At 66.8% G+C, this 13,876-nt stretch carries 15 protein-coding genes; 6 read left to right on the plus strand and 9 right to left on the minus strand.

Annotation, left to right across the window (positions count from 1 at the left end):
- The first annotated feature begins 47 nt into the window (after window positions 1-47).
- Window positions 48-389 carry a hypothetical protein gene (locus R4P95_RS28485; RefSeq protein WP_213575467.1) on the plus strand — a complete coding sequence of 114 codons (342 nt, stop codon included), beginning with the start codon at window positions 48-50 and terminating at the stop codon, window positions 387-389.
- A 3-nt stretch (window positions 390-392) separates the two neighbouring features.
- Here the strand turns inward: R4P95_RS28485 and R4P95_RS28490 are convergent, their stop codons facing one another.
- On the minus strand, window positions 393-1,043 hold the full coding sequence (locus R4P95_RS28490; RefSeq protein ID WP_317747228.1) for a maleylpyruvate isomerase N-terminal domain-containing protein: 651 nt from the start codon (window positions 1,041-1,043) through the stop codon (window positions 393-395).
- A 169-nt stretch (window positions 1,044-1,212) separates the two neighbouring features.
- Between R4P95_RS28490 and R4P95_RS28495 the strand changes: the two genes are divergently transcribed.
- Together R4P95_RS28495 and R4P95_RS28500 are read left to right on the plus strand one after the other, a co-directional pair.
- Window positions 1,213-1,770: a CsbD family protein gene (locus R4P95_RS28495; RefSeq protein ID WP_317747229.1), complete on the plus strand. Its 558-nt coding sequence runs from the start codon at window positions 1,213-1,215 to the stop codon at window positions 1,768-1,770.
- A gap of 28 nt (window positions 1,771-1,798) precedes the next feature.
- Window positions 1,799-2,476, plus strand: coding sequence for an IF2 family translation initiation factor (locus R4P95_RS28500; RefSeq protein WP_317747231.1), 678 nt, complete (start codon window positions 1,799-1,801; stop codon window positions 2,474-2,476).
- Here the strand turns inward: R4P95_RS28500 and R4P95_RS28505 are convergent.
- The 5 genes from R4P95_RS28505 to leuS all read right to left on the minus strand — a co-directional run bounded on the left by R4P95_RS28505 (window position 2,473) and on the right by leuS (window position 9,728).
- Entirely contained in the window at window positions 2,473-3,453 is a 981-nt protein-coding gene (locus tag R4P95_RS28505; RefSeq protein ID WP_317747232.1) for an alpha/beta hydrolase, read from the minus strand. The two genes, R4P95_RS28500 and R4P95_RS28505, sit on opposite strands and share 4 nt — an antisense overlap.
- Entirely contained in the window at window positions 3,453-5,192 is a 1,740-nt protein-coding gene (gene kstD / locus R4P95_RS28510) for a 3-oxosteroid 1-dehydrogenase (RefSeq protein WP_317747234.1), read from the minus strand. The genes R4P95_RS28505 and kstD overlap by 1 nt, the downstream gene beginning before the upstream one ends.
- Window positions 5,193-5,271: 79 nt before the next feature.
- The gene (locus tag R4P95_RS28515; protein ID WP_317747236.1) at window positions 5,272-6,333 is read right to left on the minus strand and encodes a DUF6777 domain-containing protein; all 1,062 of its coding nucleotides are present in this window, start codon (window positions 6,331-6,333) and stop codon (window positions 5,272-5,274) included.
- Between the two features lie 63 nt (window positions 6,334-6,396).
- The gene (locus tag R4P95_RS28520) at window positions 6,397-6,771 is read right to left on the minus strand and encodes a nuclear transport factor 2 family protein (protein WP_317747237.1); all 375 of its coding nucleotides are present in this window, start codon (window positions 6,769-6,771) and stop codon (window positions 6,397-6,399) included.
- 119 nt (window positions 6,772-6,890) lie between these two features.
- Window positions 6,891-9,728: a leucine--tRNA ligase gene (gene leuS, locus R4P95_RS28525; protein WP_317747239.1), complete on the minus strand. Its 2,838-nt coding sequence runs from the start codon at window positions 9,726-9,728 to the stop codon at window positions 6,891-6,893.
- A gap of 117 nt (window positions 9,729-9,845) precedes the next feature.
- Here leuS and R4P95_RS28530 point away from each other — a divergent pair, with 117 nt between their 5' ends.
- The 3 genes from R4P95_RS28530 (at window position 9,846) to R4P95_RS28540 (ending at window position 12,112) form a co-directional block, all read left to right on the plus strand.
- Window positions 9,846-10,247: an SdpI family protein gene (locus R4P95_RS28530; protein WP_159926703.1), complete on the plus strand. Its 402-nt coding sequence runs from the start codon at window positions 9,846-9,848 to the stop codon at window positions 10,245-10,247.
- Between the two features lie 22 nt (window positions 10,248-10,269).
- Window positions 10,270-11,235 carry a DUF1648 domain-containing protein gene (locus R4P95_RS28535; protein WP_317747241.1) on the plus strand — a complete coding sequence of 322 codons (966 nt, stop codon included), beginning with the start codon at window positions 10,270-10,272 and terminating at the stop codon, window positions 11,233-11,235.
- A gap of 94 nt (window positions 11,236-11,329) precedes the next feature.
- Entirely contained in the window at window positions 11,330-12,112 is a 783-nt protein-coding gene (locus R4P95_RS28540) for a Mut7-C RNAse domain-containing protein (protein ID WP_317747242.1), read from the plus strand.
- On the opposite strand, the gene R4P95_RS28545 is transcribed toward R4P95_RS28540, so the two are convergent.
- The 3 genes from R4P95_RS28545 to R4P95_RS28555 all read right to left on the minus strand — a co-directional run bounded on the left by R4P95_RS28545 (window position 12,100) and on the right by R4P95_RS28555 (window position 13,763).
- Window positions 12,100-12,309, minus strand: a complete 210-nt coding sequence (locus R4P95_RS28545; RefSeq protein WP_109334731.1) for a hypothetical protein — start codon at window positions 12,307-12,309, stop codon at window positions 12,100-12,102. The two genes, R4P95_RS28540 and R4P95_RS28545, sit on opposite strands and share 13 nt — an antisense overlap.
- An 83-nt stretch (window positions 12,310-12,392) precedes the next feature.
- Window positions 12,393-12,998 carry a YqgE/AlgH family protein gene (locus R4P95_RS28550; RefSeq protein WP_317747244.1) on the minus strand — a complete coding sequence of 202 codons (606 nt, stop codon included), beginning with the start codon at window positions 12,996-12,998 and terminating at the stop codon, window positions 12,393-12,395.
- Window positions 12,999-13,067: 69 nt separating this feature from the next.
- On the minus strand, window positions 13,068-13,763 hold the full coding sequence (locus R4P95_RS28555) for a TetR/AcrR family transcriptional regulator (RefSeq protein ID WP_213575456.1): 696 nt from the start codon (window positions 13,761-13,763) through the stop codon (window positions 13,068-13,070).
- Window positions 13,764-13,876 lie beyond the last annotated feature (113 nt).

Raw genomic sequence — 13,876 nt, forward strand, 5'->3', positions numbered from 1 at the left:
CCAGCACGAGTCGGGTCTTTCACGTCGGCTCAGGAGGTAACGCCACGATGAACACCGAACAGCGCAAGCCGAACGATTCCGTCATCGACGTGAGCGGCGATCTCTTCGCTTCGATGTTCTCCCTCGATCTCGGCGACGGCGACGTGGACTACGACGCCGTCGAGCGGATCCATGATGGCGAGTTCGGCGAGTGGACCCTCGCGGCCGCCCGCTCGGGGCTGTTCCCGCCCCACGCTGTGGAAGCCCTGCAGCAGTCGTGGCAGAAGACCCCCCGCTCCCTGCTCGACGCCCTGCTCACCGACGCCGACGAAATGACCCGCAAGCGCTGCAACATCATCTGGGCCGGCCTCGACGAGGCCAGCTCGTTCGACACCGCCGAATACGCCTGACGGTCAGAAGGGCCAGGCGGGAACCGACGGCAGCCCGGTACGGGTGGGACGCCCGATCAACCACGCGAGCAGCTCGTGACGCGGCAGTTCCGGAATGGTGACGTCGGGATGGAGTGCCTTCAACTCGGGTAGCTCAGTCGCCAACGTGTGGTCGACGAAGGCCTCCGGCCAGTCACCGACCGCATGGTCCAGGCCGAGGTCGACGTGATGGATCTCGAGTTCACGCCACCGCAGTACCGGCACATCCCAGGCCGTCACCGGCTTACGCCAGTTGACCGGCGTCTCGTACCGGTCCGCGGTGATCTCCCGAAGCGAATCGATCACGCGGCGGCCGGCGAATCGGAAGTCGGCGGCGAGGAGCTCGACAGGCCGGCCCGCCCCCTCCTCTATCGCGGCTGCCCGGGCAGCAGGCCCGCCGGGATACATCTCCGGAGCGGGTTCCCCCGTAATCACGCCGACGGCGAACCGATTGAGAGCATCCGCGTTCCTCGCCAGATGCGTCACCACATGACCACGACTCCATCCCGGTAACCGGGAGGGTTCACGGGCCTGCTGGTCGGTCAAGGTCTCGAGCGTCGACTCGAGCGCCCGCTGCGACGCGGCCACCTCGTCGAGCAGTGCGGTATACGACTGATCGGTGTGCGGCGCGGTCATGGCCCCGATGCTAAGTGATCACACCGGCGAACCCACGGAATTGACGACTGCGGCAGAATCCGGCGATTCGCGATCGCCCATTCTGGTTACTCGTCGGTTCGGGACGGCAAAGCCTGGCCTTTTCAGCACACGACAGCCCGTTCAGCCCACGACAGTAGGAGAACCATCCATGAGTGATCGCGACACGTCCGGGGAAGCCCGCGAAGGTTTGCTGGACTCCGTCAAGGGCAAGGCGAAAGAGGTCGCCGGAGCGGTGACCGGGAACGACTCGCTGACCGCCGAGGGACAATTGCAGCAAGCCGAGGCGCAGCAGCGCAAAGAAGCGAACACCGCCGAAGCCATCGCCCGGGCGGAGACCGAGCAGGCGGCCGAGGAACTCCAGGAAGTGCGTGCCGAAGGGGCCGCAGAACGCGCCGAGGTCCGGGACGAGGCGGATGTTGCACGGCAAGCCGCCGAAGAGCAGCGCCGAGCACAGCGCCGAGCGGCTGAAGAGGCGCAGCACCGTGAGGTGGTCACGGAGCAGGCCCGGGCCGGAGTCGACGCCCGGATCGAAACCAGTCGGGCCGAAGAGAATGCGCGCACCGAGGTCGCTGCCGCGGCGGAGAGCGCCGGAGAGGCCGTCGAGGAGCATCGCCAGTCGATACGCGAAGCGGACGCCGCGCGGGCCGAAGCCGAGCGTGCACGTCGCGAAGCCGAGGCCCTGCGCGACGACGCCGAACAGTCCTGATCACCACCCACGTATCGAGGGAGATTCGATGAATATCGTCAGTGTGCCGATAGCGGTCCTACGCCTGCAATACAAGATCGTGCGGTTCCCGTTGCAACTGATCGAGGACCAGTTCATGTCCCGGCTGGGTACCGAGGCCCCGGCGCGGGTGATGTACGAACGCACTCTCGGCGTCCTCGACGGCGCCGTCGGCAGTGTTCTGGGCGATCAGGAGGTCGAGCAGCGCGGCGCGGCGCTCACCAAACGCAGCGACGCGCTACTGCGGGCAGCTGAACTCGATGCCGAAGCGAGTCGCAAAGAGGCGGAGGCAGACGCCGAGTTGGAAGCCGAGCGACAGCGCGCCAACGAGCAGCAAGTTGAAGCGCAGGAGGCAAAGCAGCGCGAGGTCGAGCAAGCCCGTAAGCGTGAAGAAGAACGCAAGCGTACCGCCGCTCAGGAGGCCGAACAGCGCAAGCAAGCCGCGGCGAAGCAGGCCGACGAGCAGGCGGCTCAGCGTAAACAGGCCGCGGAGGCCGCCGCACGCAACGAGCGGGAGAAGATCAAGGCCGCCGAGGAGAAGGCCGCAGCACCTGCCAAGGAGCAACTGCAGGAAGCCGCCGACAAGCAGAGCGAGGCAGCAGACAAGCGGGCGCGGGCTGACCGCGTGGAGAATTTGGCCGAGTCCGAGGCCGCCAACCGCAAGAACGAGAAGGCCGCCGGCAACTAGTGGCCTGCCGACCCGGTGACGTCCAGGTCGGTCACGAAATGCAGCAGGAGCGTGTTCACCTCGGTGGGCCGCTCCTGCTGAACGAAATGCCCGGCGCCCTCCAGTAAGTGCACGCCCCGCAGGTCGGGAACGGCTTCCCGCATGCGGTCGAATGCCGCCGAACCGCTCATCGCGAGGACGGGATCACGGGCGCCGGTGATGAACAGCGTCGGGACCTCGATGGGGGCGCCATCGAGGTCCACGCTGCGTTCCCAGTTCGCGTCATACGCCCGATACCAGTCGAGGCCACCGGTGAACCCGGTAGCGCTGAATACCTCGACGTAATGGTCGAACTCGGCCTGCGACAACCACGACCACGGCAACGGCGGCGCGAGCGGCAACACGTCGAGGTAGCCGTTGCCCTCGGACGGGTGCTGCCAGATGTCGAGGTAGTGATAGTCGCCCGAGAGCGCGTAGAACAGCCTGTGCAGGAATCGGCGAGGGTCGGCGTCGAGCTCCCGATCCGCGACACCGGGTTCCTGAAAGTAGTGGATGTGCAGAAAGTGCTTGCGCGCCACCGCCGCATACAACTCGGACGGTCGGGCGGGAAAGCGGTCGGGCGCATAGGGCACCGCCAGGAGCACCAGCCCCGACACCCGCTCGGGGTGGCGGAGAGCGAGCGTCCACGCGACCGGGGCGCCGAAGTCGTGGCCGACGAATACCGCTCGATCCTCACCGAGTGTGTCGAGGAGGCCGACGAGTTGGTCGGCCACGCGATCGTTCGTGTAATCGCCGATGGTGACGGGGGTGTCCGTGCGACCGTACCCGGGCATGTCCGGTGCGAGGGCCCGGAAGCCGGACTCGGCGAGCGCGCGACTCTGATGGCGATAACTGAACCCGAGTCCCGGGAATCCGTGGCACATCACCACCGGCGGTCCTGCGCCCAGATCGCTGATATTCCAACGGAATCCGTCGACCATGACCTCGCGTTCGGACATCACTCTCCGGACGTGCCGGCCATCGACCGCGCCCTCTCCACGATGTCGAGTGCCGCGAGATAGCCGAAGACCAGCGCAGGCCCGATCGTGGCTCCCGGTCCCGCGTAGGTGTGTCCCATGACCGGCGCGCTGGTGTTTCCCGCCGCATAGAGTCCCTCGATGACGGTTCCGTCTTCGCGAAGTGCTCGCCCCGCCGTGTCGGTGTTGATGCCGCCCTTCGTACCCAGATCGCCCGGGACCATCTTGGCCGCGTAGAACGGGCCCTTGGTCAACTCGCCCAGGCTCGGGTTGGGTTTGTTGCTGATGTCGCCGTAGTAGTGGTCGTATTTGCTCTCACCACGGTGGAAGTCCTCATCCACACCCCGGCGGGCGAACCCGTTGAACCGTTCGACAGTAGCGGTGAAGCGGTCCGCGGGAACGCCGATCTTCTCGGCAAGGCCCTCGAGAGTGGACGCCTTGACGATCGCCCCGCTGTCGAGCCATTTCCTGGGAAGTGGGGCACGCGCCGTGACACTGGCGAAGAGGTACCGGTCCCGGTAGGTCTGGTCGAAGATCAACCAGGCGGGGATGTTCTCGCCCGGGCCGTCGCCCTGCCCGTACTCACCGCCATACATGCGGTGTACCGCCTCGACATACGGCAGCGACTCGTTCATGAAACGCTCGCCGCGGTCGTTGACCATGATGCTGCGCGGCAGCGACCGCTCGGCCAGGGCGAACCACGGTCCCTTGGGCAGCGGAATGCTCGGACCCCACCACGCGTCGCTCATGAAGCTCACCCCGGCACCGAGTTTCAGCGCCGCATTGATCCCGTCGCCCGTATTCGACGGTGCCCCGGTGGTCCAGTCGGAACCGATCGGCTCGCGCTGGTACTTCCGTCGCATCTCCGCATTGTTGTCGAATCCACCGCACGCCAGGACGACACCGAGCCCCGCGCGCAACGTCGTGGTCTGCTCGTTCGACTTCACGACCACCCCGACCACGCGGCCGTTCTCGGTGACCAGATCGGTCAGCTCGGTGTTCAGCCGCAGGGGGATCCCCGCTTGGCGGACCCCGAGCAGGAGTTCCGCCATCAGGGCCGCACCCATGCCGATCAGGTGCTGTCGCCGCGCCTTCGCGACCATACTGCGCAGTCCGACCCGCACCATCCGAACCGGTCCGCGCCAGGTCCGGAATCCCGTACTCAGCCAGCGATAATCCGACTGCTTCACGACGACGTTCAGCGGGGTCTTGCTGTACGGCGGATGCAGGGTGTCGAGGTCGTCGCCGAGTGCGCGCGCATCGAACGGCACGGGCTCACACGAGCGCCCGGTGGCCAGCCCACCCGGTGCCTCCGGGTAGTAGTCGGAGTAGTTCTTCACCCATTCCAACTTCAGCGGACTGTGGTCGATCAGGAACTGGAGTGCTTCCGGCCCTCTGTCGATGTAGGTGTCGATCCGCTCGGGATCGACGACCGGTCCGACGATGCTGCGCACGTACGTGCGGGCAGCCTCGAGATCGTCGGGGGGAGCGTCACGTTGGAGCACCGTGTTTCCCGGAATCCATACTCCGCCACCGGATCGGGACGTGGAGCCGCCCCAATACGGCGACTTCTCGACGATCACTACTTTCAGTCCGCGCGCGGCCACGGTGATCGCCGCACTCATTCCGGCAGCGCCCGATCCGACCACGACCACGTCGAAGCTCTGGTCCACCGATTCCTTCGCGGGGAGGATGGCGTGGTTGTCCCCTGATGTGGTCATACGGCTCCCTATCGGTACGTGAAGTACCAAAACTAGAACACGTTCCACCATAGATCAAGGGTGGCGTCACTTCCGATCCCTAGGGAATGGGAATGACCAGGAGAGGCATGCCGGGAATCTGCACCCGGATCTGCGGCTGCGGCAACGGCGCGGGGGCAGGAGGCGGTGGCAATTCGACCTGCGGCGGGGGTGGGGGCGGCGGTGGCGGCGGGGGAGGAGGCGGTGGCGGCGGCGCAACCGTAGCCGGGGCAGGACGTGGCGCAGCCTGCTGCACCGCGATCGGCGGCGAATCGACGACAGGGGCTTCGGAGATCACCGGCGCCGGCGGCCTCGGACGCTCCGCCGGCTGCCCCGGTCCCGCACCGACCGGAACGGGAGTAAGGCCTCCGGTCATCAAGTCCACGACGGCGATGTCGTTCATTGCGAGGTTCGACGGCTGCACTACCAAGAGCCGATCCTCCTGAAAATTCGGCCACGGGTCACCCTGCATTTCCGAATTCTCGCCGAGGATGGGGGCCAGGAGAGGGCTGCCTTGTACACACCGAACCCGCGGCACGCCGTGGTCGTCGACCAGAACGATCGTCCCGGCCTCGAGAACCGATTGGACCGGCTGCGCCCGGCCCCCCTCGAACCCGTGGTCGGTGACCCGGGTATCCGCGCGAAGCAAAACCGGCGTCAGCGTCCGTACGTAACTCCGAACATCGTCGACGTCGAATACGCCGGACCACGCCGTCATTCGGGCGGGGTCCCGTTCGAGGTCGTCGACGAGCTTCTGGCGGTCGCACAGCAACCGGTCCGGGCTTCCCCCGTAGAGACCCGTGCGGTCACCCACCACTCGGATGCCGCCGGTGCCGCCCTCGGTGGGCAGCTCGGTGCCGGCAGGACCGTACGGAACGGTGGTGGGCGTCTGCGGCGGCAGCAGCACCTGCGTCCAGGGATACCCGTCGTCCATGGCGCCGTTGAGCTCGACGGAGACGGTCCTGACCTCCGACCCGGAGGAGCAGGCCACCATCACCGCGGCTGCGACGGCGCCCGCTACGACCAGCCAGTGACGCGGTGCGCGCCGAAAGCGCGTACCTGCACGTGCGACTGCTCTGCGTCGGGCACCCCTTGCGGCCGGCCCGGCGTCGTCGGTGGCCACACCGACATCGTAAGCACAGTTTCCGCTCGACCGGGCGGTAATCCCGCTGTGGTCGTGCGCGTGTCAGCGCGTAACCATGTCCTCCTGCGACCAGTACGCCTTCATGGTCGTGATCTTGCCGTCGTCGTCGAAGGTCATCACATCGATCGGCGCTACCTCGAGTTTCTGCTCGCCCAGTTCGGTGACCAGCGAGAAGTGGAAGGCCGCTGTGTTTCCGGCGATCCTCAGCGTGTGCAGTTCGCTGGTCTGCTGCAGCGGCTCGATCACCCCGTAGAACTCGCGAATCGACTCCACCGTGGTCCGCGGGTCGGTCCCCACCGGATCTTCCACGATCGCACCGTCGGCATAGAGCGCCAGCACGTCGTCGACGGTGCCCGTGGCCACCACCTCGACGTACCTCTCGACGGTCTTGCGGATGTCTTCTGCGGACGGTGCCATGGCGAATACTCCTGAAGTCGACTAGAACGTGTTCTATTCGAGACAGTAGCGCAAACACGACACCCGTGAGCACTTCTCAACCACGGAGTGTTAAGAAGTGCTCACGGGTGCGGAGCACGTCAGAGGACGATATTGACCATCTTCCCCGGTACGACGATCACCTTGCGCGGGTCCTTGCCTCCCAGCAGTGCCACGATCTTCTCGTCGGCGAGCGCGATCTTCTCGATCTCCTCGCGTGACGCGTCGGCCGCCACCGTCACTCGGCTGCGGACCTTGCCGTTCACCTGAATCGGGTACTCGACGGTGTCCTCCACCAGCCACTTCTCCTCGGCCACCGGGAAGGGACCGTGGGCCAGCGACTTCTCGTGGCCGAGCCGCGACCACAGCTCCTCCGCGAGATGCGGGGCCAGCGGCGCGAGCATGAGCACCAGGGGCTCCACCGCGGAGCGCGGGGCACCACCGGGGTAGGCCTTGGTGAGATGGTTGGTGTACTCGATCAGCTTGGCCGCCGCGGTGTTGTCCCGCAGCGCCGTGTAGTCGTCGCTCACCCCGGCGATCGCCTTGTTCAGCGCACGCAGGGTGTCTTCGGAGGGGGCGTCGTCCGTGACCCGCACGGCGCCGGACTCCTCGTCGACCACCACACGCCAGGCGCGCTGCAGGAAACGCTGAGCGCCGACGACGTCCTTGGTCGCCCACGGACGCGACGTATCCAGCGGGCCCATCGACATCTCGTACACCCGGAGGGTGTCGGCCCCGTACTCCTCACAGATCTCGTCCGGCGACACGGAGTTCTTGAGGCTCTTCCCCATCTTGCCGTACTCGCGGTTGACCTCCGCGCCCTGATAGAAGAACTTGCCGTCCTTCTCCTCCACCTCGTCGGCCGGCACGTACACCCCGCGCGCATCGGTGTAGGCGTAGGCCTGGATGTAGCCCTGGTTGTACAGGCGGCGGTACGGCTCGCTCGAGCTGACGTAGCCGAGGTCGAACAGCACCTTGTGCCAGAACCGCGAGTACAGCAGGTGCAGCACAGCGTGCTCCACACCGCCGACGTACAGGTCGACGCCGCCGGGATCGTTCGGCCCGTGGATCTCCGGCCGCGGACCCGTCCAGTACTGCTCGTTCTCCTTGTCGCAGAACGTGTCCTGGTTGGTCGGGTCGATGTAGCGCAGCTGGTACCACGAACTGCCCGCCCACTGTGGCATCACGTTGGTGTCGCGGCGGTACGTCTGCAGCCCGTCCCCGAGATCGAGTTCGACATTGACCCAGTCGACAGCCTTCGCCAGCGGGGGAGAGGGCTCCGAGGAGGCGTCGTCGGGATCGAAGGACACGGGAGCGTAGTCCTCGACCTCCGGAAGTTCCACCGGCAGCATGGAATCCGGCAGTGCGTGCGCATTGCCGTCGGCGTCGTACACGATCGGGAAGGGCTCGCCCCAGTACCGCTGACGGGCGAACAGCCAGTCGCGCAGTTTGTACTGGATGGTGCCCTTACCGGTGCCGTCCGCCTCGAGACGCTCGGTGATGACCCTCTTGGCGTCGGCGACGGTCATTCCGTTCAGGAAGTCCGAGTTCACGATGGTGCCGTCGCCGGTGTACGCGTCCTTCGTGAGGTCGCCACCGGAGATCACCTCGACGATGTCGAGACCGAACTCGGTCGCGAACTCGTAGTCACGATGATCATGGCCGGGGACCGCCATGATGGCGCCCGTGCCGTATCCGGTGAGGACGTAGTCGGCGATGAACACCGGCAGCTCGCGCCCGTTGACGGGGTTCACCGCGTAGGTGCCGAGGAAGACACCCGTCTTCTCCTTGTATTCCTGACGTTCCAGATCCGACTTGGCCGCGATCGACTTCCGGTACGCCGCAACGGCTTCGGCCGGATTGGCCGCAGCGCCGGTCCATCGCGGATCGACGCCCTCGGGCCACTCGGCGGCGACGAGCTCGTCGACGAGGTCGTGCTCCGGCGCCAGCGTCACGTAGGTGGCACCGAACAGCGTGTCCGGTCGAGTCGTGAACACCTCGATCTTGTGACTGTTGGCCTGGAACTTCACCTGCGCACCGTGCGAGCGTCCGATCCAGTTGCGCTGCATGGCCTTGACCTTCTCGGGCCAATCCAGGTACTCGAGGTCGTCGACGAGACGGTCGGCGTAGGCGGTGATCCGCATCATCCACTGCTGCAGGTGCTTCCGGAACACGGGGAAGTTGCCGCGGTCGCTGCGGCCGTCCGCTGTCACCTCCTCGTTGGCCAGGACAGTGCCCAGACCCGGGCACCAGTTGACCATCGAATCCGAGTGGTACACGAGCCGGTAGGAGTCGAGGACGGCTTCCTTCTCGGAGACCGACAACGACTGCCAGTCCCGCCCGTCCTCCACGCTGCGCTCACCCGAGGCGAACTCCGCCTCGAGCTCGGAAATGCGCCGGGCCTTTCCTGCCTTCTTGTCGAACCAGGCGTCATGGATCTGCAGGAAGATCCACTGCGTCCAGTGGTAGAAGTCGACGTCGGTGGTCGCGAACGTGCGCCGCTCGTCGTGCCCGAGGCCGAGACGCCGCAGCTGGCGCTTCATGTTGATGATGTTCGCCTCGGTGGTGGCCCGCGGATGCGTGCCCGTCTGCACCGCGTACTGCTCCGCCGGCAGACCGAAAGCGTCGTACCCGAGCGTGTGCAGCACGTTGTGGCCCTGCATCCGGTGGTAGCGGGCGAACACGTCGGTGGCGATGTAACCGAGGGGGTGCCCCACATGCAGACCCGTCCCCGACGGGTACGGGAACATGTCCTGCACGAAAAGCTTGTCGGCGGGAACCGGGCCTGCCAGCGGGCCGACCGGGTTGGGCGCGTCGAAGGTGCCCTCCGCGCTCCATCGGTCCTGCCAGCGCTGCTCGATCTGGCCGGCGAGTTCCGCGGTGTAGCGGTGCTGCGGGGTCGCGTCGGACGGGTTGGCGGGCTGCGCGTGCTCGGTCACTGTGGTCGCTATCTACTTGGCTGACATTCGTGGATGGAGAGGAATACCGTCAACCAGGGTAGAGCCTCACCCCACCCGGACTCACCTGCGCATCCGGGTGCGCCGTATCCTGGTGTCGTGTTGATTGCCTCCGTCGTGCTGTTCGTCCTCGCCGTCGCCGTTGCCGGCGTCGCCCTGGCCGGCCTCACCGAACGTCTGCCGCGCAACCGGTGGGCGGGTGTCCGGACCGCCGAGACACTGCGCGACGACGACGCCTTCGCCCTGGCGAACAAGGTCGCGGGCCCCACGCTTCTCGCCGCGGCCGGGCTGCTGATCATCGGTGGTGTCGCCGGAATTCTGGTCGGTGGAGTCATCGGGATCGGCGCCCTCCTGGTCAGCGTCGTCGCTGCCGCGCTCACCGCGGGTACGGGCGGATCACTCGGTGCCCGTGCCGCGGCAGCCGTCCCCGCCGCCGACACCGGTGCCTGCGGCAACTCCTGTGGAGCCTGCTCGCTGAAGGACGCCTGCCAGCCGTCCTGATCGGCTGCAGACGGCCCACCCGGTGCCCAGTTCGAAAATCGTCGACCCCGCCGGAGCCGTCTTCGGTGTGATCCTGCCCGTGGTAGCCGCGTTGTCCGGCGTGCTCCTGACCAAGCTGTGGGAACCCCGGCTACCCGCGGAAATCGCCACGCATTGGACCACCACCTCGGCGGACGGTTTCGCCACCCCGATGTCCAGTGCCTGGACGTTCGCTCTCGTGACGGTCCTCTTCGGCGGTGGCTGCGCCGGCGTTGCCGCCCTCGCGCCGGCCTTGCTCATGATGCGCCGCGCCATGCTCGTCGTCGGGTTGTCTGTGGTCGGCATGGTCAGCACCGTGCACGTGGTGATACTTGCCGTCCAACTCGACGTCACCGATCCGGCCGATACCGAGCTTCCGCTGTGGTCCCTCGGCGCCGGGACCGTACTCGGCGCCGGTGTCGGAATGATCGGCGCGGCGTGTCTGCGGGACTACCGTCGCCGGGTCTCGGCCACGCGTCGACCCGACGTCACCCTGCCCCGGGCCGCCGCACCTGCGGCAGTGGCAGCCTCCGTGGGTTTCGGGACAGCGGGGTCCGGAATCCTGCTTCTTCTGCTCGGCGTCGTCCCCGCCCTCGTCGTCTGCCGCATTTCCGGCGGCTGGTGGCCGCTCGCCGTATTCGTTCCCGTCGGGCTGTTGATCGTCAGCCTCCTGCGCTTCCGTGTCATCGTGGACGAGGACGGCATCCGAGTGATCAACATGGGCATGACCGCCCTCGACTACGGCATCGACGAGATCGAGGGTGCGCGCGTCGACGTGGTCAAGCCCTTCGACGACTTCGGTGGGTGGGGGTTGAAAGTGAAGGGGCCGCGAAACTACGGCGTCGTCACCCGCACAGGGCCCGCGGTGATCGTCACCACCGCGTGCGGTGACCGATTGACCGTCACCACCGCGGAAGCCGAGGACATGGCCGGGGTCCTCAACGCATTCGCCGACCGACGGCGGGGGTGAGCGCCCGGGTCGACAGTCGTCGTCCACCGCCTGCAGGGTGACGGCACACGCGCGATCGCGAGGAGTCGCCCAGTACTGTGGCCTCAGGAAGTGAATGCTGATGCCTGAACCGCTTCGCCAGTGCGAGTTCCGCTTCTACGAGGAGCTGAACGACTTCCTCGCGCCGGAGTCGCGGAAGCGCACATTCGCGCATTACTTCATCGGCACACCCTCGGTGAAGGACCGCATCGAAGCGCTGGGCGTGCCGCACACCGAAGTGGACCTCGTGCTCGTCGACCAGATCTCGGTCGACTTCGCGCACCGCCTCGTCGGGGGCGAACGGGTCACGGTGTATCCCGTGTTCGAACGCGTCGACATCACGGGTCTCACTCGACTGCGACCGCGACCGTTACGCGAATCCTCGTTCGTCCTCGACGTGCATCTCGGCCGGCTCGCCGGCTATCTCCGGTTACTCGGCTTCGACACCCGGTACCGCAACGACTTCGACGACACCGAACTGGTCGAGATTTCGGTGTCCGAGCACCGGATCGTCCTCACCCGCGACACCGGCCTCCTCAAGCGTGCGGCAGTGACCCACGGCGCCTTCCTGCACGAGACCGATCCACGCCGCCAGCTACGGGAAGTACTGGACCGCTTCGATCTCCACGCACGGATCGCGCCGTTCACCCGATGCGCGGGCTGCAATGGGACCTTGACCACGGTGTCCTGGGACGAGGCACGCCACGAGGTGCCGCCCGGAGTGGCGGAACGGGAGCGCGACTTCAGTCGGTGTCGGAACTGCGGCCACCTGTACTGGCCGGGCAGCCACCTTTCCCGGTTACGCCGTCGCCTGCGCGAGGTGGGCGTGGATCTGGGGCCGATCCCTCAGGAGGCGTGACGCAGTTCGGCAGTGAACTCCGCGGTGCAGAAGCATCCGTCGCCGAGTTCCTCGCAGTCGATGATCAGCGTATGGCGAACCTCGGACAGCTCGACGCACGACTCGTCGGTGCACTCGATGCCGCGCCGGCTGTGCACGATCAACGTTCCGTGGCAGTGGTCGAGTGCCGTCTCGCAACGTCCGCATGGTCTGTTCACGTCTGCTGCCTCCTTACTTCGTCCTGCTCTGTTGATACCACCCGTCTCCGACAGACCCCGGGACGTACTCGAGGTGTGTCGGCTCAGTTGCGCTCGACGTCGATCGGGTGAGTGGCCAACAGGGCGAGAGGAAGAGGCTGACGTCGCAGGACCTGGGCCCAGACGTCGATGCGCGCCGGCGCCACGACGTCCGACGGCAGCGCGGACACCACCATCCAGTCGTCACGCTGCAGCTCCGAGTCGAGCTGCCCGAACGTCCAGCCCGAGTAACCGGCGAAGATGCGAACACCTTCCACCAGGGGTGCGATGACCTCGGGGTCGGAGTCGAGATCGACCATCACGACGCGGCCGTGCACCCGGCGCAGTCCCGCGACCCCGTCGATGAGCGCACCGGTCCGCAGGGTGGCCAGGCACAGCGCGGCGTCACGCTTGACGGGACCACCGACATAGAGCGCGGCGGGGCTGGCGGCGAGCGGTGCCCACTGTGGCAGCACCTCCTGCACCGAGGTCTCGCTGGGGCGGTTGATGACCACGCCGAGGCTCCCGGCCTCGTTGTGTTCGATCACATAAATCACGGTACGACGGAATGCGGGCTCGACCAGATCGGTGGACGAGACCAACAAGCTCCCCGGGCGGACCACCGGTTCCGTCGACGCCATTCGATCCTCGGGTTCTTCTGCGTGCGCCACCCGAACATCATCCCACCGCGGCGAGAGTGATGTGTCCCAGGACGCGAGCTGCGTCCGGTTCGCACGAATTCAGGCGGGCGGGAGCCCGGCAGTGTCGGCGAGCACGGTGAGATGGTGTTCGAACAGGGCAGCCGGATCGGTGAACGTATCCGCGCCGTATTGACCGAAGACCTCGAAGTTCACCGCACCGAACAGGCTGGACCACACCAGCACCCCGCGGGCGAGCAGGTGATCGGGAGTGGTGAGGCCGAGCTCCGCGCGAATCCGGTCGAGGTCGGCGGCGAGACCGGCGTCGACGGGGGCGGATGCGTCGGCGTCGAGGAGGCCCGAGCGGTAGGCACCGTCGAAGATGCGGACCAGCGCGTAGATGACCCGGGTCCCGGGCGTCGTGGTCTGTTCGCCGGGGGCGTCGTAGCCGGGAACCGGGCTGCCGAACAGTAGTCCGTAGCGCGCCGGCTCACGCAGAGCCCACGCCCGCACCGCGCGGCCGAGGGCCAGGAACTGCTGCCGCGGATGCTGCGCGGCCGCGACTGCGGCGTCCACCTCGTCCCCGAGCTCGCTATATCCGTCGACGACGAGCAGGGTCAGCAGTTCGTCACGGCTCTTCACATACCGATACACGGCGGACGAGACCACTCCGAGGTCCCGGGCCACCGCTCGCAACGACAGCGCCGCGGCGCCGACGGCCGCCAGCTGTTCGCGGCCTATTCGGGTGATGTCCTGCAACGTCTGCTCTCGGGCACGTTCCCGTGGTGTTGCCGGCATGGGGTCCAGGGTGCCGATCGCGGAGAGCGGTGTCAACAAACGAGAGCAGTGCTCTTGACTTTGCGCTCATACGGGCGCATTCTTCAAACAGAGAGCAGTGCTCTCTTTGGACA

It is taken from the genome of Rhodococcus sp. IEGM 27, from assembly GCF_033142305.1.
GTDB lineage: Bacteria > Actinomycetota > Actinomycetes > Mycobacteriales > Mycobacteriaceae > Rhodococcus_F > Rhodococcus_F oxybenzonivorans.

What these genes read in the sequence shown, in the direction of transcription:
- R4P95_RS28485 (WP_213575467.1), top strand. Translation starts at nt 48, where the DNA reads ATGAACACCGAACAGCGCAAGCCGAACGATTCCGTCATCGACGTGAGC.
- R4P95_RS28490 (WP_317747228.1), bottom strand. Translation starts at nt 1,043, where the DNA reads ATGACCGCGCCGCACACCGATCAGTCGTATACCGCACTGCTCGACGAG.
- R4P95_RS28495 (WP_317747229.1), top strand. Translation starts at nt 1,213, where the DNA reads ATGAGTGATCGCGACACGTCCGGGGAAGCCCGCGAAGGTTTGCTGGAC.
- R4P95_RS28500 (WP_317747231.1), top strand. Translation starts at nt 1,799, where the DNA reads ATGAATATCGTCAGTGTGCCGATAGCGGTCCTACGCCTGCAATACAAG.
- R4P95_RS28505 (WP_317747232.1), bottom strand. Translation starts at nt 3,453, where the DNA reads ATGTCCGAACGCGAGGTCATGGTCGACGGATTCCGTTGGAATATCAGC.
- kstD (WP_317747234.1), bottom strand. Translation starts at nt 5,192, where the DNA reads ATGACCACATCAGGGGACAACCACGCCATCCTCCCCGCGAAGGAATCG.
- R4P95_RS28520 (WP_317747237.1), bottom strand. Translation starts at nt 6,771, where the DNA reads ATGGCACCGTCCGCAGAAGACATCCGCAAGACCGTCGAGAGGTACGTC.
- R4P95_RS28540 (WP_317747242.1), top strand. Translation starts at nt 11,330, where the DNA reads ATGCTGATGCCTGAACCGCTTCGCCAGTGCGAGTTCCGCTTCTACGAG.
- R4P95_RS28555 (WP_213575456.1), bottom strand. Translation starts at nt 13,763, where the DNA reads ATGCCGGCAACACCACGGGAACGTGCCCGAGAGCAGACGTTGCAGGAC.